This window comes from Zhihengliuella flava, from assembly GCF_015751895.1.
GTDB lineage: Bacteria > Actinomycetota > Actinomycetes > Actinomycetales > Micrococcaceae > Zhihengliuella > Zhihengliuella flava.
On sequence record NZ_JADOTZ010000001.1, the window covers coordinates 2,595,423 to 2,616,514 of the forward strand.

Consider the following 21,092-nt stretch of genomic DNA (forward strand, 5'->3'; position numbering starts at 1 on the left):
GAACTTAGAAGTTTCCGCCGCCGCCACCGAAGCCGCCGCCGCTGAAGCCGCCTCCGCCACCGGAGAAGCCGCCGAAGCCACCGCCGCCAAAGAGGTCGCCGCCGCCGTGATCGTTGTCCAAGATGGAATTGATAATGATTCCGCCCAAGATGGCGCCGCCGAGCCCGCCGCCAAAGCTGGAACCTCCGCGGCGACGCCGGTACCCGCCACCGAAAAGATCAGGCATGTCGTGGCCGAACCCGTCAACATCCTCTGTGGCAGCCTGTGAGGCCTGCTCGGCAAGGTGCAGTGCTTGGTTCGCATGATTCAGGGCCGTCGCGGGATCCTGCGTGGACAGGCGGACGGCCTCATCCACGTGGCGTTCGGCTTCCGCCAAGCGCGTGCGGGCGGTGGAGCGGACACCGCCGCGGCGGGCCTTGATGAAGTGCTCCGTGCTCTGGATCTTGATCTGGGCCGAATGCAGGGCCGATCGGAGCTGTTCGGCCGCGCGCCGTTGGCGGTCGTGCTCACCGTGCAGCTGCGCCATGGGTGCATCCAACTGCGCCCGTGCCTCCTCGACGTCGCGCAGTAAGGCCTCGGGGTTGGTCCGTGGCTCGGTGCGTTTGCGCTCGACGCTAGTCAGGACGTGTTCGACGGCGGCCGCGGGGCCAGCGAGTTCGGGGATCCGCGACGCCTGCATGGCAGCGTGCGCCGCAGCGACGTCTCGCCGAGCGTCGTCCACCGCCGCCTCGAGCTCTCTGGTGGTGGACTGGAACAGATCAGGCGCCTGCAGCACGTCATCAATCAATAGGCGGGCTTGGCTCAGCGCCTCCTCGGTCCGGCGCACGAGCATGGCCAAGCTGCCGGCCTCAGTGCCCTCGCCCTCGGCGAGACTGGCCGTGACGAATTCCAAGCGCTCTGAGGCTTGATCAATGTTGTCGCTCAGGTGGGCCAGCGCCGTGTCCGTGTAGCGGTTCCGCAACTCAGCCATGGTGTTTTCTGCCTGATCGAGTCGTTCCTCCAGTTGGGGTACCTCGAGGCGCAGCTGCTTGATGGAATCCGGGGCCTCGGTTTCCAAGCGACGCAGCGCGTCGAAGTCCGTGTGATGGGCCTCGAGAGTTTCGTTGACCGAATCACAGAGTCGAATGATTTGGCCGAGCCACTGACGCTGTTGCTGCTCCGAGTCCGGAATGTGGTCATCCAACTGCTGCTGGTATCCAAAGGACTCGCGCAAATGTCCCCGGGCCGTCGCGACGTCCTCTTGGAAGGTTGCGACGGCGGCTTCCCCGTATTGCAGACGGGCGAACTCGATCTCCTGCTCACTGGATTTGATGGCGTCATCGGCTGCCACGAGCAGGCTTCCCGCGCGTCGTCGCAATTCATCGAGGGACAGGGAAGCCAGCGGGTCGGGCGCGCTGTGCTGTGACGGAGTGGGGGAGGGAAACGCGCTCGTCGCTCCGGAGGGAACCTCCTGCTGGCGTGGTGCCTTCCGTCGCCGTTGCGCGACGACGACGGCTACTACGAGCGCTGCGCCGACCAAAATCACGACGAACCATCCGGAGTTCAAGCCTCCGTTCTCTGATTCGCCCTGTGGGGCGGAGGCGGCGCTGCCGGCCGTCGGATCGGCCAGGCCGTCGGCTGCAGCGATCGCCGCAGCCGCGACGTCCTCTCCGGTCAGCGGATTGCTCGACAACTCGGGAACCACGTGGCTGCTCCACACCGACTCGGCCCGGGCGGCGAGGTCGGTACCTTCGCGGGCCGCAAGCTGGCCTTGGCGCTCGGTCGCCGCGATCGCCAACAAGGCATCAGAGCTGCCAAAGTTTTTGGACTCTGCCACCTCTTGCGTCCAAGCCTCGCGGTCATCGGGATTCTCAAAGGCGTCGACGACGACGACGAAGAGGGTGATGCCCGCATCTTGGCGGAGGTCCGCCAGGGCCGTCTCCACTTCCTCGGCCTGACCGTCAAGGAGTCCGGTGGTGTCCACGATGTACTCGCCCGCTGGGATGTCCACCGGGTCGGCGGCTCGCGCCGGTGAGGCCATCACGGTGAAGAGGAGGACGACGGCGGCCCACGCGGCCACGGCGGCTGCCCACGGCACTCGAGCGGTTCTGGCAGATCCGGCTGGCCGGAGGAGCATGGGTCACCCTTCGTCAATGTGGTGCGTCTGGTGGAAATTCTAGGCGGGGAAGGGGCGGGGGACTAGGCTTGAACGCGGCAATGACACGGGATGCGCTCAGAGCGTAAGTATCCACGGGTGCGCTAACTCCTTCGGCTCGCTCACAGGAAACACATAGGGCAAGCTGGAACGGAACACAGGGCCCACCGTCATAGTTGATGGCAGAACAGACGGATGAAAGGACATCGAAGACGTCATGAGCCAGTACCCGAATGAGGAACCGCGCCGCGATCAGGGATCGACGGGCGGCGCCGAGCCGCATGGCTCGACGTCAGAAGGCGCTGAGCGTCCCGCGTCTGAAGAGACCGGCTCGGCCACCGAACCGCTCCCTGTGCACCCTCCGCGCTATGGCGGCTACGGGTCCCAGCAGTCCACGCCTGGCGGATCCGGCGCGCCCACCGCGCAGGCGCCGTCGTACACCGGGACGTACCAGTACGGGCAGACTGGTGACGGCCATTCGTTCTACGGGCCCTCCGTCCCGCCCCAGCGCAAGAAATCGCGTCGTTTCGGTGCTCCCACTCTCGTGCTCGGCATGGTGCTCGCGGCCGCGGTTGGCGCGGGTTCCGCGGTTGGTGCGGACTACCTCATGGGCCAGTCCTCACCCGCGGCAGTGACCAGTCAGAGCGGTGGGCAGCAGACGGTGATCAACAACCCGGAGAATGTCACCGCCGTCAGCGCGGCCGCGGCGAAGGCTTCGCCGAGTGTGGTGACCATTGAGGCCTCGACCAACAGTTCAGGCGGCTCCGGGTCCGGCATCATCTTGGACGACGAAGGCCATATTCTGACCAACACTCACGTGGTGACTCTGGGCGGAGAGACGGCGAATCCCAACCTTTCCGTGCGCACGGCGGACGGGCAGGTGCACCAGGCACAGATCGTCGGGACCGACCCGCTCTCTGATCTCGCGGTGATCAAAATCGAGGCCGAGGGGCTCACGCCGGCTGAGCTGGGCAGCTCTGCGGAGCTCAATGTGGGCGATACCGCCGTGGCGATTGGCGCTCCCTTGGGCCTGAGCGGAACGGTGACTGACGGCATCGTCTCCACGCTCAACCGGACTATTAGCATCCAGTCCTCCGCCGTGCCCGAGGCGCCGGCTGAGGGTGAGACGAATGAGGACAGCTCCGACCAGTTCAATTTCCAGTTCCCGGGGCAAGAGCAGCAGAGCTCGTCGGCCGGTTCCATCCACATCAATGTCATGCAAACCGACGCGGCGATCAACCATGGCAACTCCGGCGGCGCCCTCGTCGATGTCAACGGCCAGATCATCGGCGTCAACGTCGCCATTGCCTCCGGCGGCAGTGGAGCGACCAGCAGCGGTGATTCCGGAAGCATCGGCGTCGGGTTTGCCATCCCCATCGACTACGCGCAGAGGATTGCCCAGGATTTGATCGAGAACGGAGAGGCGAGCCACGGCCTGCTCGGAGTCTCCGTGACGGCCCAACCGGCCAGCACCTCGGGCTCATCGTCCTTTAGCGTGGGGGCCGTCGTCCGTGAGGTCGTTGACGGCTCCGCGGCCGCCGAAGCGGGCCTCACCGAAGGCGACGTCATCACCGGCGTCGATGACCGCCTCGTGGACGATAGCCTCTCGCTGACCGCCGTCGTGCGTGAGTACGCCGCCGGTGAGACGGCCACGGTGCACTATGTGCGCAACGGGCAAGAACGGACCGCGGACGTAACACTGGGTCAGATGGAAGGTAACTAGGGGTCATCGGTCTGAGACAAGTTATCGACCATTAACTTCTGCGGCGGGTTCGGGCTAGCATGGTGCCTGACCCCGCCGCAGCCGTCTGTGGCTGTCGGCGGCGATGTCCCCATAGCCACGGCTCGCGGATGAACCCACCGGGGAATCCGCGCGTCTTGAGTGAAAGGCAGCAATGAGCGACGCACCGGCGCAGCTAAAAGTCTTGGTCCTCGTCAAGCACGTACCAGACGCGCAGTTTGACCGACACCTCGCGGGGGAAAGCCCGCGATTGGACCGGCAGGAGTCCATTCTTTCGGAGCTGGATGAGTACGCCGTCGAGGCGGCCCTGCAGCTCATCGAGGCACACGGAGGCGCCAAGGCTGGGCACGAGGTCACGGTCCTGACCATGGGCCCGGATGCCGCGTCGAACGCGGTCAAGAAGTCGCTGCAGATGGGGGCCACCCAGGGGCTACACCTCAACGATGCGGCGCTGGCCGGGTCTGACGCCGCAGCGACCTCGCTGGCGCTGGCCGCCGCGATCCGGGCCACGGGGGATTACCACCTCATCTTGACCGGAATGTCCTCCACGGACGGCGAGACCTCATTGGTGCCCTCTCAGCTTGCTGAGCGCCTTGGCCTGCCGCAATTGACCTTGGTCTCCTCCCTGGAGGTGGACGGCGCAGAGGTACGGGCCCAGCGCGACGCCGATGGCCAGACGCAGCACCTGCGGGCTAGCCTGCCGGCTCTCGTCTCCGTGACGGACCAATTCGACGAGCCGCGCTACCCGAACTTCAAGGGCATCATGGGCGCCAAGAAGAAGAAAACGACGGCGCTAACGGTCGCCGACATCGGCCTCACGCCGGATCAGGTCGGCACCGCAGGCTCTCTCGCCGTGGCCGTGTCCGCGGAAGAGCGGCCAGCGAGGCAGGGCGGCACCGTCATCACCGATCAGGGCGACGCCGGCGTGAAGCTGGCCGATTTCCTCGCCGATCAGAAGCTCCTCTAAGAGACCAGGGAGAAGACCATGAGCACCACACTCGTCTATGTCGATGCCCGTTCGCTGTCTGCCGATGGATTGGGCAAGGCCGAACACGAACTGCTGACCGTTGCCGGTCAACGCGAGGGCGACGTCGTCGTCGCGCTGTCGGCCCCGCACGACGCCGCCGCGGATTTGGGCCGCTATGGTGCCACGACCGTGGTGGTCCCCTCCGCGGACACCGCCGCTGCACCGGCGGCCGGTCCGGCCGCTTTCGTCGCTGCTGTGGCGCGCGACGCCGCAGCAGATGTCGTCCTGCTCACCAACAGCCTCGAGTCGAAGGAAATTGCCGCACGGTTGGGCGTCAAGCTCACGGCCGGGGTGATCACTGACGTTGTGGCCGTCGAGGGCGATGTCTTCACCAAGTCCGTGTTGGCCGGGGCCTACACCACGCGTTCGACGACCGGGCCCCACCTCGCCATCGTCACGCTCAAGGCCAATAGCGTCGAGCCCGGTGCCACCGGGGAGCGGTCCGCCGAGGTGCGGACCCTCGAAGCGCCGGATCCGGGCCCCGCCGCGATCATCGAGCGTACCGAAGTGAAGCCGGCATCGGGCCGCCCCGGGCTGACGGACGCGCGCGTTGTCGTCTCCGGCGGCCGCGGGCTCGACGGGAATTTCGGCCCGATCGAAGACTTGGCGGACGCTCTCGGGGCAGCCGTGGGCGCGTCCCGCGCCGCAACCGACGCGGGGTGGATTGACCATTCCTACCAAGTGGGGCAGACGGGGCAGACGGTCTCCCCTCAGCTCTACATCGCCGCGGGCATCTCCGGCGCTGTTCAGCACAAGGCAGGCATGCAGACCGCGCAAACCATCGTCGCCATCAATAATGACCCGGATGCGCCGATCTTTGAGATCGCGGATCTCGGGATCGTCGGTGATCTGACCGAGGTGCTGCCGCAGGCCACCGAGGAGATTAAGAAGCGAAAGGGCTGAGGTGAGATCACCCGCACCGCCGGCGCCCGAGGAACTCCGGAGGGTGCTGTGCTTCGGCGCGCACCCCGACGATTTGGATTTTGGTGCCGCGGGTACCGTGGCGGCATGGCGCCGTGCCGGAGTTGACGTGCAGTACTGCCTCATGACGGACGGCGACGCCGGCGGATTCGACCCGGAGCACCGTGCCGAGATGGTTGCGCGGCGCCGTCAGGAGCAGCTCGACGCGGCGCGGCTATTAGGCGTCGAGCAGGTGCACTTCTTGGGCTTCAAGGACGGCTACCTCGAGCCGAGCCACGAGGTCATGGAGCGCGTGGTGGCGGTGATCCGGCAGGTGCGTCCCGACGTCGTGATGGCCATGCATCCGGAGCGCGACTGGACCCGCCTGCAGCGATCTCACCCCGATCATCTGGCCTGTGGTGAGGCCGTGACCCGCGCGGTCTATCCGGCCGTGGAAAACCCGTACGCCTATCCGCACCTAGCGGAGGCTGGACTCGAGGCGTTCAAGCTGCGCTGGTTGTGGCTCTACGCCGGTCCCGCTGAGCGGGAGAACCACTGGGTGGACGTGACCGAGCACCTCGATCTCAAGGTGCGCGCGTTGCGGCAGCACCTGACTCAGCACCCGGACGTGGGCCGCATGGAGGATTACGTCCGGACCCAGTTGGCGGCCAAAGGCGCCGCCGGGGGGCTCGCCGACGGTCGACTGGCGGAGGCCTTCCACGTGGTTGAGGTCAACGCGGCCGACACCATTGCGGGCTTCTAGCCCCGCGGGAGTTCGACCGAGAGGATGGGTTCGCTGGTCGGGACGTCCGAGTCCTCGCTGATCGGTTCCAGCGTGATGTCAACGCTGATGATGTCCGTTGCCCCGGTGAAGCCGACCGAACCGTCCGTCGTCTCGGGCTCGATGGCCTCAAGGGGGCTGTGGGAACCGGTGGAGGCGTCGACCACCCAGGCGCGGTAGGCCGTGCCGCCTTGTGGAGCGGGCAGGCCAGCGACTTCCAGCGCGCCCGCGTTGAGCTCGCTGGAGACGGAGACTTGCGCGGTACCGCCCTCATAGTCAACGGAGGTCGAGACGGCGTCGTCGGCGGAGGCCACCTCTGCCACGACGTCGCGGGGCATCAGGGTGACCACGGTCGCGACGGCGCCGATCACCAGCACGGCCACGGCGATGGCCACGAGAGCCAGCCGCTTCATGGGGGCCGGACGGCGGCGACGGCGTGAGGTCGACACTTCCTCGACAAGGTCGAGTCCGAGGTCCTCGTCGTGGTCATGGTCCTGACCCGCGTGGCGCCCGGGGTGTGTGGTCATGCTTCTGGTCCGTTCCGTCGACATTCACAGGCTAGCGTTATCATCCTGTGATCTTCCACTGTAGGGCAGAAAACTGTGAAGTTGCCCTAGGCGGCTTGTGCCGACGGTGTGTCTGGCCGGAAACCTGGCTGGATGATCCCTTAGCCGCGTGGGCCGGATCCGGCGAACCCGTGCTGGCGCCAGGCCTCGAAGAGGGCAATGGAGGCCGTGTTGGCCAAGTTCATTGAACGCCGTCCAGGGACCATGGGCAGCTTGACGCGGTCCGTGACCCGCGGATCCTGTTTGACGTCCTCCGGCAGGCCCACGGATTCAGGTCCGAACATCAAGACATCTCCGGGCTCATAGGAGATGTCCGTATAGGGGGTCTCTCCCTCGGCGGTAAAGGCAAACAGCCGAGCCGGAGCCAGCGCGGTCAGGGCCGCATCAAGGGTGGCATGGACGGTGACGTGCGCCAGATCGTGGTAGTCCAACCCCGCCCGCTTGAGCTTGGAATCCTCGAAATCGAAGCCGAGAGGTTCGACGAGGTGTAGCTCGGCACCGGTGACCGCGGCGAGGCGAATGGCGTTACCGGTATTGCCGGGAATTTCTGGGGTATAGAAGAGGATCCGAAACACGCCTGCTATCTTATCCGCCTCGGGACTCCGGAGGATGCCCGCGTCGCTGGCGCGGCTAGGCCATCGAGTCGAGCAGCCTCGCCAAAACCGACTGATTCACGGTGGCTGGGTCCGGTCCGGTGCCCAAGAAGAGCTTGAGCTCACGGACGAGGTTGGCGGCATTGACCACGTGTGCTGCGGCGGACGTGGACGAGGGCTCGGAACCGCGCGCGTAGTCAATCACGGGTTCGTGCAGACTGCCGCCGGGAGCGAGTAGGACCGTGAATCCGGTGACGTTGAGTTCGGGCATGAATTCGTTCTGGAACCCGCGCACGGCCGCTGCCGCACTCTGGTGCTTGGTTGGCCGCCCGTCGCGAAAGAGCCGAAGACCATCCCAGCGATACATCCCGGCGGGTACGAGCGCCGAGTCAATCAGCGCGAGGCGATGGCCGGCGAGCACGCCGTGCGCCACGACGTCCCGTTCCCCCGGAACCCGTAGCCCATTGATGAGGCGTGCCGCGGGCAAGACGGAGAGCACTTGACGCTGCACGAGAGCGATGGTGTCGGATTCGCGGTCGAGACGGGCGGCCGAGGAAAACAACCCGCGCCGGCGTGGCGCCCCATGAACGCGTTGTTGGGCCACGCTGCTGGCCAGCGGCGCAGCCGGATCGTCCAGCGGCGGAACAAAGACGACGGGCCCAGCCGCCGGGTGGGGGGCTCCTGCGGACGGTGCCGAGGGTTGGGGGCGGCCCGGAGCCGGCCGCGCTCGCGCGGAGCGGCTTCCCTCTGCCGCGGTTCGACCGGCCGTCGTGGCGTCGTCGTAGGCGCGGCGCGCCTCGGCATCCGCGAGCGTTTCGTAGGCGAGCGAGACCAGCCGGAACTCATCCGCAGTGCCGCCGTGGTCCGGGTGCGTTTTTCTCGCCGCGCGGCGGTAGGCCGACTTGATCTCCTCCGCGGTGGCGGTGCGTGAGACGCCAAGAACGTCATAGTGCGTGCGCTGCGCGGCCACGGCCCCCTCCTTGGCTGGGAATCATCTTGGGATAGTTTTGCATACGTGAATCAGGCAGACACCGCCGAGCAGCGAGGATCCGCGCTGGGAGAACACGTGCTGTTGGTGGTGAATCCACGAGGTCGGGCACGAGCCCGCGGCGCGCTCGACGCCGCCCGGCTCGCCTTGAGGCGGGCGGGGTATCGGCCCGAGCTCATGTTCGCCTCGAGGGTGCGGGCCGCGACCGGTGCCCTCACTGCGCGCCTGAACGAGCCGGGCCTGGCTGCCGTGGTAGCTGTGGGCGGTGACGGCACGGTTCACCACGTCGTGAACGCGCTGATGGTCTCCGGACGCGACGTGCCGCTCGGGCTGCTTCCGGTGGGCACGGGGAACGATTTTGCGCGCGTCATGGGATTGAGCGCGGCTCGGCCAGCCGAAGCCGTCGCACGGCTCGTCGGCGCCCTCCCTGATGTCTGCTCGACGAAGACGATGCCTCGGCGCCCCGGCCGCCGCGTCGACGTCGGCCGCGTCGACTCAGCCGCCGGGCCGTCGTACTTCGTCGGCGTCTTCTCAGCGGGATTCGACGCCGTCGTGAACCGGCGCGCGGACCGCCTGCGCTGGGTGCCGGCGGGCCAGCGTTACAACGTGGCCGTCCTCGTCGAACTCGTTCGCTTTGTGCCCCGGCGGTACCGCATGACGCTCGACGGGCGCCCGTCCCGGCCCCGTCGTTACCTGCTCGCCGCGTGTGCCAACGGTCAATACATCGGTTCCGGCATGCGCATCGCTCCGCAGGCTGACGTGGCCGATGGACGTTTTGACGTCCTCACGGTGGACCAGCTGGCTGCCCATCGTTGGGGGATGGTGGCCCGGTTCCTTACCGTGTTTCCGCGCGTCTTCGCCGGGACGCACCTCACGGTTCCGGGAGTCAGGATCCAGCGGGCGCGCACCGTCCGCCTTGAATTGGCTTCGGGAGCCCCGATCCTGGCTCACGCGGACGGCGAGCCCGTGGCAGCGTTGCCGGCGACGGTCACCGTGGTGCCACAGGCGTTACGCCTGCTGCTGTAGTCGGATTCGTCGGCAGCTCACGGGCGGGGTAGCGCGCCCTCGTGCGAGGCGCGCCGATACTCGAGCAGCAGTTCGTCACCGTCGACCAACACCTGGTGCAGAGCCAGCCGTCGCAGACTGGAATCCCGTGAGGTGGCAATGCGGGAGGCCTGCCCGCCGGTGAGCCAAGGGGCCAAGGTGAGGCAGAATGAATCCACTGCGTCGGCGTCGATGAACGTCCCGAGCACGTGGGGGCCTCCTTCGGCGTGGATCCGCTGCCAAGAGCGGTCCGCGCACGCGGCCAAGATGCCGGCGGGCGTGATCGTCTCGCCCACGGCCACGATGTCGGCTTGCTCGGCCAGACGTTCAGCCCGCTCCGAGGAGGCCGCAGCCGTCGTCGTCAGAAGGACGGGACGGACCGGTGCGTGCACGAAGAAGTCCGAGTCCGCCTCGATCTGGAGCTCACCCGAGATCACGGCGATCCCCGGGTGCGCGGGCAGCCCCCGATCGGCTCGCCACTGACGAGCCGCGGCGTCGACTAAGTCTCCCTCGTAGCCCTCAGCCCGAAGAGTCCCGGCCCCGATGAGCACCACATCGGCGTGCCAGCGCAGCAACGCAAAGAGGCGGCTGTCCGCCTCGCCTCCAAGGGCGGCCGAGACCCCGTCCACCGTGGCCGCCCCATCGAGGGAGGAGACGAAGTTGAAACGAACGAAGGGACCGCTCGGGGGAGCATAGGCGGCGAGGAGGTCGGCATCGGTCAGTGCGTGTTGGTTAGGCATCCGTGGTGTCCCTTGGCTGGTGGGCGGGTTCGTTGATCTCGCCCATGTTGTGTTTCAAATACGCCGGCTCGCGCCACCCCTGGGCGGCCTCAATGAGCCGCATGGCGTGGACCGAATCGGTCACGCTGTGCATGCGCACAATCCGGGCGCCACCCAGCGCGCACATAGTCGCCGCCGCGAGTGAGCCGGACGTGCGGTCCGGTTTCGGCAGATCGAGCGTCTCGCCAATGAAATCCTTATTGGATACGGCAGCTAGCGCTGGGTAGCCGAGCTCAGCGATTTCACTGAAACGGCGCGTGATCTCGAGAGTATGAAGGGTGTTCTTGTTGAGGTCGTGTCCCGGGTCAATGATGATCTTCTCGGGCGCGATGCCCGCGTGCAGCGCTACGTCGATGCGTTGCCGGAGAAAGTCCACGATCTCCGTGACGACGTCGGAATAGGCCGGGCGCGCGTACACCGTCCGGGGCTTGGCCAGCGAATGGGTCAAGACCAGATGCACTCCCGCGTCCGCGACGACGCGGGCGAGCTCCGGGTAGGCGAGACCCGTGGTGTCATTGATGACATCGGCTCCGGCTTCGATGGCTCGTTCGGCCACCGCCGGCAGGAAAGTATCCGCCGAGATGATGGTCGGCGACGCCGACCGGACCTGCTGGATCACCGGAACGATCCGGTCCGCTTCCTCGTGCGCGTCGAGTGGGGGGCCGGGGGCGAACGGGACGCCGCCGATGTCCACCCAATCGGCGCCGTCGTCCACGGCCGTCAGCGCCGCGGCGACGGCGGAGTCCAGCGCAAACGTGCGGCCGGCATCGTAGAAGCTATCCGGCGTGCGGTTCACGATGGCCATTACGGCAATCCGCCGCGAGAAGTCGAGCTCGACGTGCCCGAAGTGGTGCAAGGGGTGAAGCAATGGCGGTTCGAACACGGCGGCGACTCCTTGGGTTGACCACCCCATTCTTATCAGGAGAGCACCTAGTCTGGAGGTATGACGATGAACTTCGCCGGAGCGCATGCCGCCGCGTGGGTGGCCGCGGCCGCTCAACAGGCTCGGCCCACCCCTACGCCGGAAGCCCAGCTTCCCGCCGCCTTCGAGTCGTACGCGCGCCTGTTTCACCCGGCCGTGGACTTTGACGGCCAGCCGGTGCGCTGGGCGGAGATTGCCCGTACGCGCGGAGCCACGTTCCACGCGGGGGCACAATTTGATGCGCTCGCCGGCATCGACGAGAACGGGTTTGCGCTCGCCGATGACGCCTGGGAAGGAGACCCTCCCCGCGCGGATGGGCTCCCCTTGAGTGACCTGTCCGCGCTGACCGACGTGCTGGAGGAGCAGACGGAATCGGCGGAGCTCTACTTCGCCTTGTGGACGGGATATGCCTTCGCCGGCGGAGAGAACGACGGCGCCCGGATGATCCTGAGCCCGGCCGAGCGGGCCGACGTCTTGACCTTGGGCGAGGGCGGATACCAGCAGTATTGGGTGTTCTCGGGCACATTCGCCGACCTGCGCAACCCGGTGTGGGCGGAGTCGGAGCGGACCGCCGAACGGCGCGCGCCGGATTTGGTGTGGCCGGCCGACCGCAGCTGGTTTGTCTCGACCGAATTATTCGAGGATTCCACGATTCTCGGCGGCAGTGCCGAGCTAATCGCGGCGGTCGTCGCGGCGAGCGCTGGGGAGCGGGGCGCCGTCGAGGCCCTTCGGCTCGAGGCAGGGACTCGACTAGATCGCGATGAGGTCAATCCACGGGACGCCCACACCGCGGGAGGCGAAGCCGCTGAGTGAGTGGCCGGGCTCGGCGCTACACTTGAAGCGCCCCTGAACCAGCCTGTATGAGGTGCCTGCAACCCCGTGACTGCCACCGAGCCCGTCTACTTAGACCACGCTGCCACCACGCCGATGTCGCGCGTGGCCTTGGCCGCGATGACGGAGCAGCTGGAGCGCACCGGCAATCCCTCCTCGTTGCACGGGGCGGGGCGCCGAGCACACCGAGTGGTGGAAAACGCTCGCGAAGACCTCGCGGCGGCCGTGGGGTGTCATCCCACGGAGGTCATTTTCACGTCGGGAGGAACTGAGGCCGACAACCTCGCGCTCAAAGGCCTCTATTGGGCGCGCACCGCGGCTGAGCCGCAGCGCAACGTCATCTACGTCTCCTCCATCGAGCATCACGCCGTGACGGACACCGCGGAGTGGTTGCAATCACATGAGGGTGCACAGGTGCGGTGGATCCCCGTTAATGCGCTCGGTCAGGTCGACTGTGCGTGGCTGGAAGCCGAGCTCGCGGCCGCGCCGGAGCGGGTCGCCTGCATTGCGGTGATGTGGGCCAACAATGAAGTCGGTACCGTGCAGCCGGTGGCTCGCATCGCCGAGCTCGCCGCGCGCTATGACATTCCCGTGCACACCGACGCCGTACAGGCGGTGACCGCTGTGGACGTCGATTTCGCTGCCTCTGGTGTGGCCACGCTCGCCGTGAGTGGCCACAAAATCGGTGGTCCGGTGGGTATTGGCGCCTTGCTGGTCCGGCGCGATGTCAGCCTGACGGCCGTGATCCACGGTGGCGGTCACGAGCGGTCCATGCGCTCGGGAACGCTCAACGCCGCCGCGGCGGCCGGATTCGCCGCGGCCGCGCGCGACGGCGTCGCTCGCCTTGCCGACGAGTCCGCCCGCTTGGCGGGGCTGCGGGACCGGCTGATCGCCGGCGTGCGGGCCGCCGCGCCCGATGCGCGGCTCTCCGGCCCGGAGGACGCGGGCCACAGCGGGGAGCGGCTGCCGGCCAACGCGCATTTCACCTTTCCGGGGTGTGAAGGTGATTCGCTGCTGTTCGTCTTGGACATGCTGGGTGTGCAATCCTCGACGGGCAGCGCGTGCACAGCGGGCGTTCCGCGGCCGAGCCACGTGTTGCTCGCCATGGGGTACAGCGAGGACCAGGCCCGCGGGGCGCAGCGGTTCAGCCTGGGGCATACAACGACGCCGCAAGACGTTGACACCCTCGTGGACGCCATCGCGGAAGCCTACGCGCGGGCTAAAAAGGCCGGGATGGCCAGCACGGAAAGCAGTATTCGAACAGCAGGAACGGGATTCTCATCATGAAGGTCTTGGCAGCGATGAGCGGCGGAGTGGACTCCGCCGTGGCCGCGGCACGCGCCGTCGACGCAGGGCACGACGTCGTGGGGGTGCACTTGGCGCTGTCCCGCATGCCCGGGACGCTGCGGACGGGCAGTCGGGGCTGCTGCACGATTGAGGACTCGAACGACGCGTGGCGCGCGGCCGATCAACTCGGCATTCCCTACTATGTCTGGGACTTTTCCGAACGGTTCAAGGAAGACGTGGTCGACGACTTCATCGCCGAGTACGCAGCCGGGCGCACGCCCAACCCGTGTATGCGGTGCAACGAGCGAATCAAGTTCGCGGCGCTACTGGAGAAGGCGTTGGCGCTGGGGTTCGACGCCGTGTGCACGGGGCACTACGCCAAGGTCATTGAACATCCCGATGGTTCGCGCGAGCTCCATCGGGCCGCGGACTGGGCCAAGGATCAGTCTTACGTTCTGGGCGTGCTCACGCACGAGCAGCTGAAGCACTCACTGTTCCCACTGGCGGATACCCCCTCCAAGGCCGAAGTGCGGGCGGAGGCGCAGGCCCGCGGATTCACCGTGGCCAATAAGCCCGACAGTCACGACATCTGCTTCATTCCCGACGGCGACACCCGCGGCTGGCTCGAGGAGCGCATCGAGATGAGCGAGGGCGAGATCGTGGACCACGAGGGCCAGTCTCTGGGGACGCATCCCGGCGCCAACGCGTTCACGGTAGGTCAGCGCCGCGGCCTGAAGATTGGCCGTCCGGCCGCCGATGGCAAGCCGCGGTTCGTCCTCGAGGTCCGGCCGAAGGAAAACAAGGTGGTCGTCGGTCCCCAGGACCTCCTCGAGGTGGACCGTCTGCGGGGGATCAAGATCAGTTGGGCGGGCCTGCCAATCAAGGAGGCGGAGACGGGGGAGCGCTTCAACTGCATGGTGCAAGTCCGCGCCCACGCGGATCCCGTGCCCGCCACCGCCGTCCTGACGCAGGACGTGGAGGACGACGACGTCGCCACCGAGTTGGTCGTTGACCTGGAGGGGCCGCTTAAGGGCGTGGCGCCGGGTCAGACGATGGTGCTCTATCAGGGCACGCGAGTGCTCGGTCAAGCGACCATCAACTCAGCGCGCAGCCTCAAGTGGGATCCGGCTGCCGTGTCCTAGGAGGCTACGGAGCCGATGACCCGGGGCGGCTCGGTTCATCCACGACGCCGGTGAGGCGCGTGCCGACCCCTGGATACTCGCAGCGCACGTGCAACGGAGCAACGGCGGGGAGCAGTCGGTCGCCGTGGTCCGCGCAATACAAGTAGTCGAAGTCAGGCCACCACTTTTTGGGCCTGACGGCCTCGGTGAAACCGCAGACCGTGCAGGTCAGGTGCAGCCACACGGGACGTTTTCCCGTCCGATTGGCCTGCGATTGGGCAAGCCACGCCGGAGGGTTGGCCCGCAGGTCGTCGACGTCGGCCTCCTGCATCCGGGCGGGGAGACCGTGGCGCTTGGCCATCTCGAGGGGGATATCTAGGGCGATGGCGGCATCTCGGCGGGTCAACATAGGCTGCCAGCATATGCGCGCAACACTGTGGAACCGAACCGGGCGTGGAGTGGAGGCCCACCTAGACTGGTGGGTATGAGCGACACGCAGCCGACGCCGAACGCCCAGCGCCACAGCGGCGACTACGACCCGCACGCCAGTTCGCTGCGGGGCGAGGTCGATCCCGGCGTGATGGAGGAACTGCTCGCGGTCCGTGGCAGCATCGACAATATTGATGCAACCCTCGTGTATTTGTTAGCCGAGCGATTCAAGGCCACCCAGCGGGTGGGGCACCTTAAAGCGGAGCATGCCCTTCCTCCGGGAGACCCGGGCCGGGAAGCGGCACAGATTGCTCGCCTCCGGCGGCTGGCCGAGGATGCACAGCTAGACCCTGCCTTTGCGGAGAAGTTTCTGAATTTCATCATTTCCGAGGTCATCCGGCACCACCAAGCCATCTCCGCCTCGCGGGCCGGCGATGGCGCGGATCCGTTAACCTGATCGGCATGCCTGATCATTCTTCGGCCCCCACACGCGAGTCAACACTGTCGGCATCCGTTCGCGTGAGCGCTCATGGCGACATGCCCGGAACGGATCCCGTGGAGGCGACGCGCGTGATCCGCGGCGAGCTGGGGGCGCCGCATGTGCCGCACCTCGTCGAACTGCCCGCCCGGGGAGTCGGTGCCGACCCCGTGGGGCGCACCGTCGCGGTCCTGTCCGAACTCTCCGCGGACGTGCGAACCTATGGCTGGCAGTTGGTCGATGCGCCGGGCCACGAGGGTCGCCGCGCCGAATCGCTGCTGCGCGGAGATATCAACGTTCTCGCCGATGCACTGGGCGCTGAGGACGCACCCACCCGCGAGCTCAAAACACGCTTGCGCGGCCCGCTCTCGCTAGCGCGAGACCTCTTTCTGCGCACGGGCGAGCGTGCCTTGTCAGATCACGGTGCCCGGCGGGATGTGGCGGAGTCGCTGGCGGCCGGGCTGACAGACCACCTCGGGGCCCTGCGCGGGGCCGGTGCCACGCGGGTTACAGTGCATCTCGATGAGCCGGGCCTGACGGACATCCTGGAGGGTGCGGTACCTACCGCCAGCGGCTACCGCACCCTGCGGTCCATCGGCCGGCAGGAAATGTTGCGGGCGTGGCGGACCGTGATCCAGGCCGCGCGGGAGGCGGGAGCGGACGACGTCGTATTGTCCACGGACGCCGCCCCGCGCTCACTGGCCGCCGTGGCAGAGGCCATGACCGGGGCTGAGTGCACGGGAATTGCTCTGCCCATCAGCCCGTTGGATATGCCCGCGTGGGAGCAATTGGCCGAACTGGTTGAAGGCGGTACCTCGCTCTGGCTGGGGCTGATTGATCCGCGGCGTGAGCCGCCCGGAGTCCTCCGGTGCGTGGAGGCGGTGCGCGGCCCGTGGCGGAGCGTGGGACTGACCGACGCGTCCCTCGGGCGCCTGAGACTCCTGCCAACGGATGGGTTCGACGACGTTGCACCGCACCACGTCCGGGCGGTCCTGACCCGATTGCAGCAGACGGCGGAGGCGCTCAATCAGATCATGGCGGACGCCTAGCGCGCCGCGAGATGCTGCTGGGCGCGCGAGGCGCTAGGCTGAGGAGCAGGTGTACGCGGTGGCAGCCGTGTCTGTGGGGAGCGACGAAGGGAAGCCATGAAGGCCCGAATTTTGGTGGTTGACGATGACGACGCGCTGGCTGAGATGATCGGCATCGTCCTCCGCAACGACGACTTCGAGCCCGTGTTTTGCAACGACGGCGCGAAGGCGCTCGATACCTTTCATGAGGTCCAGCCTGACCTCGTGCTCCTCGACCTCATGCTCCCCGGCATCGATGGGATCGAAGTGTGCCGGCAAGTCCGCGCCGAGAGTGACGTGCCGATTGTCATGCTCACCGCCAAGTCGGACACGGCCGACGTCGTCCGTGGGTTGGAATCCGGGGCCGATGACTACGTGCCCAAGCCGTTCAAGCCGGCGGAATTGATCGCGCGAGTCAAGGCGCGGCTGCGGCCAGGGGAGAAGCACGACCCGGAGACGTTGCGAATCGGTGATATTTCCGTGGACGTGGCCGGACACACGGTCACCCGCGCCGGAGAGCCCATCTCCCTCACGCCGCTCGAATTCGAACTCTTGGTGGCGTTGGCACGCAAGCCCTGGCAGGTCTTCAGCCGCGAGCAGTTGTTGGAACAGGTGTGGGGATATCGCCATGCGGCGGATACGCGTCTGGTCAACGTGCACGTCCAGCGCCTGCGTTCAAAGATTGAGCGGGACCCGGAAAAGCCGGAAGTCATCATGACCGTACGCGGCGTCGGATACAAGGCGGGGACCAACTGACCCAGATGTTCCGGCCCATCGTCCGATGGGGCAGACGGCTCCTCGTGCGCCCGCGCATCGTGTGGCGTCTAGCCGGTCTGCTGTGGCGGAGATCGCTGCAGCTGCGTGTGGTGACGATGACGCTGTCATTGTCCGTCCTCGCGCTCGGGGCCACGGGACTGTTCTTGTCCCACCAGATTGCCTCCGGACTTTTTGACGACCGCTTCCGGCAGGTCGAATCGGAGGCCGTCAGTGGCCTCAACTACGTCAAGGCCACGTTCGAATCTCTGCAGGCAAGCGACTCCGATCAGGTCAAGACCGATGTGATGGATACCCTGCAGCAAGCCGAGGGCGACGGCGTGAACGTCCAACGTTCTTTCGTGCTCTCCCCGCTCCCGGGTGACACGGACTTGTATGTGCCTGCGACCACCAGCCCGGGCCTGACCACCAGTGTGGTCCCAGTGGACCTCGAACGCGTGGTCAGCGAGCAGTCCGGGGTCTACTGGGAGTCCATGTCCTTTACCAAGGACAACGTCGACGTCGCCGGCCTGGCCTTCGGCACCCGCGTCTCCCTGCCGCCGGGCCGTGACTACGGGCTCTACCTCATCTACGACTTGTCCAGTGTGGAGGAGACCCTCGGCTTCTTCCACCGCACCGTGGCGCTGGCCGGCGGATTGCTCCTGATCGTCATCGGCATCATCGCGTGGTACACGACGCGGCTCGTCGTCCGGCCGGTCTCCACCGCGGCCAACGCCTCCGAACGATTGGCCTCCGGGCATTTGGAAGAGCGCATGGAAGTGGCCGGCGAAGACGAACTGGCCCGCCTGGGCGAGTCGTTCAACCACATGGCGGGCAACTTGCAGGACCAGATTGTTCAGCTGGCCACGCTGTCCCAGATGCAGCAGCGGTTCGTCTCCGACGTCTCCCACGAGCTGCGCACACCGTTGACCACCGTGGCGATGGCGGCTGAGGTACTGCACGACGCGCGCAAGGACTTTGACCCGGTGAACCAACGGTCGGCCGAGTTGTTGTACAACGAGGTGGGGCGCTTTCAGAACCTGCTCAACGATTTGCTCGAAATCTCCCGGTTCGATGCGGGCGCGGCCGTACTGGATACGGACGAATTCGACCTCATGCCCGTCGTCAAGCGCGTCATCCAGACCGCCGAGCCGCACGCTCAGCAGGCGGGAGCGGAACTCCACGTGCACCACAACGGCCCCTGCCTCGTTGAAATGGATCCCCGGCGCATCGAGCGCGTCGTGCGCAACTTGGTCATGAACGCCATCGAGCATTCAGAGGGCCGGCGCATTGATCTGTACGTGGCGAGCAACGAATCGGCTGTGGCCTTGGCCGTTCGGGACCACGGGCTCGGCATGTCGGCGGAGCAGGCCGAGCGAGTCTTTGACCGCTTTTGGCGCGCAGACCCTGCGCGTGCGCGCACCACGGGCGGCAGCGGCTTGGGCTTGTCCATCGCCACCGAGGACACGCGATTGCACGGGGGCCGGCTCGATGCGTGGGGCCAGCCGGGTGAGGGCGCCTGCTTCCGCTTGACGTTGCCCAAGCGAGTGGGTGGTTCCATCGCCGTCGTGCCCTTGGCGTTGCCGCCCGTCGAACCGTCACCCCGCGAACTCGAAGCCGGCCACGGAACGGCGCCGGAGCAGGGAAGGAGCACCTCGTGACGAGTTCTGTACGCCGATGGCGCCCGCTGCTGGCCCTTGTCGCGGCTCTGGCGCTCCTGCTGACTGGATGTGGGACGATCCCCGTTTCCGGCCCGGTGGGGACCAGCGCACCGGATAACTCGCGTCCCGACGAGATCGACTACGCGTTTTCGCCCCCTGGCCCGGAGCAGGACGCTGAGCCGGAGGACATCATCTCCGGCTTCATCACGGCGGGGCTTGGTCCCGCGGATGATTACAGCACGGCGCGGTCCTTCCTCGGCCCGCAGCTGTCGAGGAGCTGGCAGCCGGGCTCGCGGACGCTGATCTATGAGGACCAGCCCAACATTGCGGCGAACACCGGCGAAGGCGCCTTTGGCGTCGAGGTCGCTGTGGTGGCGGAGATCGACAACTTCGGCCGCATGACACGCTACGAACGCCCGCGGATCGAGACGTTGGACATGGTGCTGCGTCAGGTCGATGGGCAGTGGCGAATCGCCGAGTCGCCGGACGGTACCCTGCTCGAGCGGAGCAGCTTTGAGGCCGTCTTCTCGGCGTACCCGCTGTACTTTTATGACCCGACCTACCGCTATGCCGTGCCGGATTACCGGTGGTTCGCCGCTCGGCAGTCCCTCGCCGCGGCGCTGGTCTCCGCCCTGCTCGACGGGCCGTCGTCGTACTTGGAGAACGCCGCCGTGAGCGCGTTTCCGTCGGACAGCGCCTTGGCACGCAATTCGGTGCCTGTCTCGGCGGGCACTGCGGAGGTCGATTTCGCGGAGAACCTCTTTGAGGGCGTTCCCGACTTGCAGCGTCAGCGGATGGAACAGCAACTGCAGATCACGCTCCAAGGGGTGACGGACATCGGCAGCGTGGTGATGACGGTGAACCAGGCGCCCGTCGTCGTCGGTACCGACGCGAGCGAATTCCGCACCGTCGAGACCCAGCCGTCGGTGGCCGACACGCAGATCGCCGTCTCGGATGGTCAGTTGGTGTTTTACCAAGGAGACGGCGTGTTGACGATTGGCAACATGCAGGACATCAGCGAGTACGGGCCGCAGGATCCGGCGATGTCTCCGGCGGGGCAGGAGTACGGGAATCAGTACTCGTTCCTCGACAGCAGCCGCACCCAGATGGTCATGGTGGTCAATGGCGAGGCCCAGGTGGTCGTGACCGGCGAGGAACTGATTCGGCCGAGCATCGACGTCCACGGGTGGCACTGGATGGTTGACTCGGCCACCGGACAGGTCAACGTCGTGCGCACCCCGCCGGAAGGGACCGTGCAAGACCATCAGCGTCGGACGATCGCTGCGGACTGGTTGGGGGACCGGACGGTCACCTCGTTCAAGGTTTCACTCGACGGCACGCGCGCCGTCGTCGTCACCCAGCAGGGCAGCGAATCGGAGGTCTTCATCGTGGGCCTCGTGCGGGATTCAACGGGTGTCCCGCGTGGGTTCACGGAGCCCATCGAATTGGAAACGACCGTCGAGGCCACGCGGGCCGTGTGGGATTCGGAGAACGCGGTGATCGTTTACGCGCCCGCGGCGGATGCCTCGGTGAGTCCGGAACGGATTGGGCTGGACGGAACACGTGAACAGTTCACGCCGCTGCTGGGCATGACCAACCTCTCCAGCGCTCCAGGAGACCAGATCATCATGTACGGCCAGACACCGGAGGGCGTCTACTCCCGCGTCTCCAGCGTGTGGAAAAAGCAGGAGGGCACGGCCAGCGATTTGGCCTACCCGGGGTAACGCACTCGCCGTCCACACGGGGGGCGAGGACCCTGTTCGTCCACCACGTCGTGTTCTGGACACTCACCGTTCGGCCTCCACTGGCATCGTGGTCCCCGGATCAGGAGGGCCAGCATGGGGTACGGGATACGACGGCGGTCTGCTGGGTGGGCTGTGCGGTTCGACGCAGCGCTTACCTCGCCCGCAGTGGCGCTGATCGCGGGGTGGGCCCGCGAATTTATGGGCCTCCTGCTGCCCACTGACTGCGTCCACTGCGGCGCAGCCGA

General features: G+C 66.8%; 20 protein-coding genes. 13 read left to right on the top strand and 7 right to left on the bottom strand.

Features of this window, described 5'->3' with window-relative positions:
• Nucleotides 1-4: 4 nt before the first annotated feature.
• Nucleotides 5-2,077, bottom strand: coding sequence for a TPM domain-containing protein (locus IW252_RS11940; protein ID WP_196836759.1), 2,073 nt, complete (start codon nucleotides 2,075-2,077; stop codon nucleotides 5-7).
• Nucleotides 2,078-2,351: 274 nt separating this feature from the next.
• Between IW252_RS11940 and IW252_RS11945 the strand changes: the two genes are divergently transcribed.
• From IW252_RS11945 to IW252_RS11960, 4 genes are all read left to right on the top strand, one after another.
• Nucleotides 2,352-3,857 carry a S1C family serine protease gene (locus tag IW252_RS11945; protein ID WP_196836760.1) on the top strand — a complete coding sequence of 502 codons (1,506 nt, stop codon included), beginning with the start codon at nucleotides 2,352-2,354 and terminating at the stop codon, nucleotides 3,855-3,857.
• A 172-nt stretch (nucleotides 3,858-4,029) separates the two neighbouring features.
• Nucleotides 4,030-4,842: an electron transfer flavoprotein subunit beta/FixA family protein gene (locus IW252_RS11950; protein WP_196836761.1), complete on the top strand. Its 813-nt coding sequence runs from the start codon at nucleotides 4,030-4,032 to the stop codon at nucleotides 4,840-4,842.
• An 18-nt stretch (nucleotides 4,843-4,860) separates the two neighbouring features.
• Nucleotides 4,861-5,805, top strand: coding sequence for an electron transfer flavoprotein subunit alpha/FixB family protein (locus IW252_RS11955; RefSeq protein ID WP_196836762.1), 945 nt, complete (start codon nucleotides 4,861-4,863; stop codon nucleotides 5,803-5,805).
• A gap of 1 nt (nucleotide 5,806) precedes the next feature.
• Entirely contained in the window at nucleotides 5,807-6,565 is a 759-nt protein-coding gene (locus IW252_RS11960; RefSeq protein ID WP_331271530.1) for a PIG-L deacetylase family protein, read from the top strand.
• On the opposite strand, the gene IW252_RS11965 is transcribed toward IW252_RS11960, so the two are convergent.
• From IW252_RS11965 to IW252_RS11975, 3 genes are all read right to left on the bottom strand, one after another.
• Nucleotides 6,562-7,110: an anti-sigma factor gene (locus IW252_RS11965; protein ID WP_196836763.1), complete on the bottom strand. Its 549-nt coding sequence runs from the start codon at nucleotides 7,108-7,110 to the stop codon at nucleotides 6,562-6,564. The genes IW252_RS11960 and IW252_RS11965 overlap by 4 nt on opposite strands.
• Nucleotides 7,111-7,250: 140 nt before the next feature.
• Nucleotides 7,251-7,724, bottom strand: a complete 474-nt coding sequence (locus tag IW252_RS11970) for a tRNA (cytidine(34)-2'-O)-methyltransferase (protein ID WP_196836764.1) — start codon at nucleotides 7,722-7,724, stop codon at nucleotides 7,251-7,253.
• 55 nt (nucleotides 7,725-7,779) lie between these two features.
• Complete coding sequence (locus tag IW252_RS11975) at nucleotides 7,780-8,712, bottom strand: J domain-containing protein (protein WP_196836765.1); 933 nt, start codon at nucleotides 8,710-8,712, stop codon at nucleotides 7,780-7,782.
• Between the two features lie 45 nt (nucleotides 8,713-8,757).
• On the opposite strand from IW252_RS11975, the gene IW252_RS11980 reads away from it, so the two are divergent.
• A complete protein-coding gene (locus IW252_RS11980) occupies nucleotides 8,758-9,756 on the top strand; it encodes a diacylglycerol/lipid kinase family protein (protein ID WP_196836766.1) in 999 nt (332 codons plus the stop codon).
• A gap of 17 nt (nucleotides 9,757-9,773) precedes the next feature.
• Here IW252_RS11980 and IW252_RS11985 read toward each other — a convergent pair whose 3' ends face one another.
• Both IW252_RS11985 and folP read right to left on the bottom strand, forming a co-directional pair.
• Nucleotides 9,774-10,514, bottom strand: a complete 741-nt coding sequence (locus IW252_RS11985; protein WP_196836767.1) for a pyrimidine reductase family protein — start codon at nucleotides 10,512-10,514, stop codon at nucleotides 9,774-9,776.
• Complete coding sequence (gene folP, locus IW252_RS11990) at nucleotides 10,507-11,466, bottom strand: dihydropteroate synthase (protein WP_196836768.1); 960 nt, start codon at nucleotides 11,464-11,466, stop codon at nucleotides 10,507-10,509. Before folP ends, IW252_RS11985 begins: the two co-directional genes overlap by 8 nt.
• Nucleotides 11,467-11,496: 30 nt before the next feature.
• Here folP and IW252_RS11995 point away from each other — a divergent pair, with 30 nt between their 5' ends.
• The 3 genes from IW252_RS11995 to mnmA all read left to right on the top strand — a co-directional run bounded on the left by IW252_RS11995 (nucleotide 11,497) and on the right by mnmA (nucleotide 14,735).
• Complete coding sequence (locus IW252_RS11995; protein ID WP_196836769.1) at nucleotides 11,497-12,288, top strand: hypothetical protein; 792 nt, start codon at nucleotides 11,497-11,499, stop codon at nucleotides 12,286-12,288.
• Between the two features lie 66 nt (nucleotides 12,289-12,354).
• Nucleotides 12,355-13,593: a cysteine desulfurase family protein gene (locus IW252_RS12000; protein ID WP_331271532.1), complete on the top strand. Its 1,239-nt coding sequence runs from the start codon at nucleotides 12,355-12,357 to the stop codon at nucleotides 13,591-13,593.
• A complete protein-coding gene (gene mnmA / locus IW252_RS12005) occupies nucleotides 13,590-14,735 on the top strand; it encodes a tRNA 2-thiouridine(34) synthase MnmA (protein ID WP_196836770.1) in 1,146 nt (381 codons plus the stop codon). Before IW252_RS12000 ends, mnmA begins: the two co-directional genes overlap by 4 nt.
• A 4-nt stretch (nucleotides 14,736-14,739) precedes the next feature.
• Here mnmA and IW252_RS12010 read toward each other — a convergent pair whose 3' ends face one another.
• The gene (locus tag IW252_RS12010; RefSeq protein WP_196836771.1) at nucleotides 14,740-15,123 is read right to left on the bottom strand and encodes a hypothetical protein; all 384 of its coding nucleotides are present in this window, start codon (nucleotides 15,121-15,123) and stop codon (nucleotides 14,740-14,742) included.
• 75 nt (nucleotides 15,124-15,198) lie between these two features.
• Between IW252_RS12010 and IW252_RS12015 the strand changes: the two genes are divergently transcribed.
• The 5 genes from IW252_RS12015 (at nucleotide 15,199) to IW252_RS12035 (ending at nucleotide 20,826) form a co-directional block, all read left to right on the top strand.
• Nucleotides 15,199-15,600 (top strand): chorismate mutase, encoded by a 402-nt coding sequence (locus tag IW252_RS12015; protein WP_196836772.1) that lies wholly within the window; start codon nucleotides 15,199-15,201, stop codon nucleotides 15,598-15,600.
• Between the two features lie 5 nt (nucleotides 15,601-15,605).
• Nucleotides 15,606-16,670: a uroporphyrinogen decarboxylase/cobalamine-independent methonine synthase family protein gene (locus IW252_RS12020; RefSeq protein ID WP_231366002.1), complete on the top strand. Its 1,065-nt coding sequence runs from the start codon at nucleotides 15,606-15,608 to the stop codon at nucleotides 16,668-16,670.
• Nucleotides 16,671-16,766: 96 nt separating this feature from the next.
• Complete coding sequence (gene mtrA, locus IW252_RS12025; protein WP_196836773.1) at nucleotides 16,767-17,444, top strand: MtrAB system response regulator MtrA; 678 nt, start codon at nucleotides 16,767-16,769, stop codon at nucleotides 17,442-17,444.
• 44 nt (nucleotides 17,445-17,488) lie between these two features.
• Nucleotides 17,489-19,102, top strand: a complete 1,614-nt coding sequence (gene mtrB / locus IW252_RS12030; RefSeq protein ID WP_331271533.1) for an MtrAB system histidine kinase MtrB — start codon at nucleotides 17,489-17,491, stop codon at nucleotides 19,100-19,102.
• Entirely contained in the window at nucleotides 19,099-20,826 is a 1,728-nt protein-coding gene (locus IW252_RS12035) for an LpqB family beta-propeller domain-containing protein (RefSeq protein ID WP_196836775.1), read from the top strand. Before mtrB ends, IW252_RS12035 begins: the two co-directional genes overlap by 4 nt.
• Nucleotides 20,827-21,092: the final 266 nt, after the last annotated feature.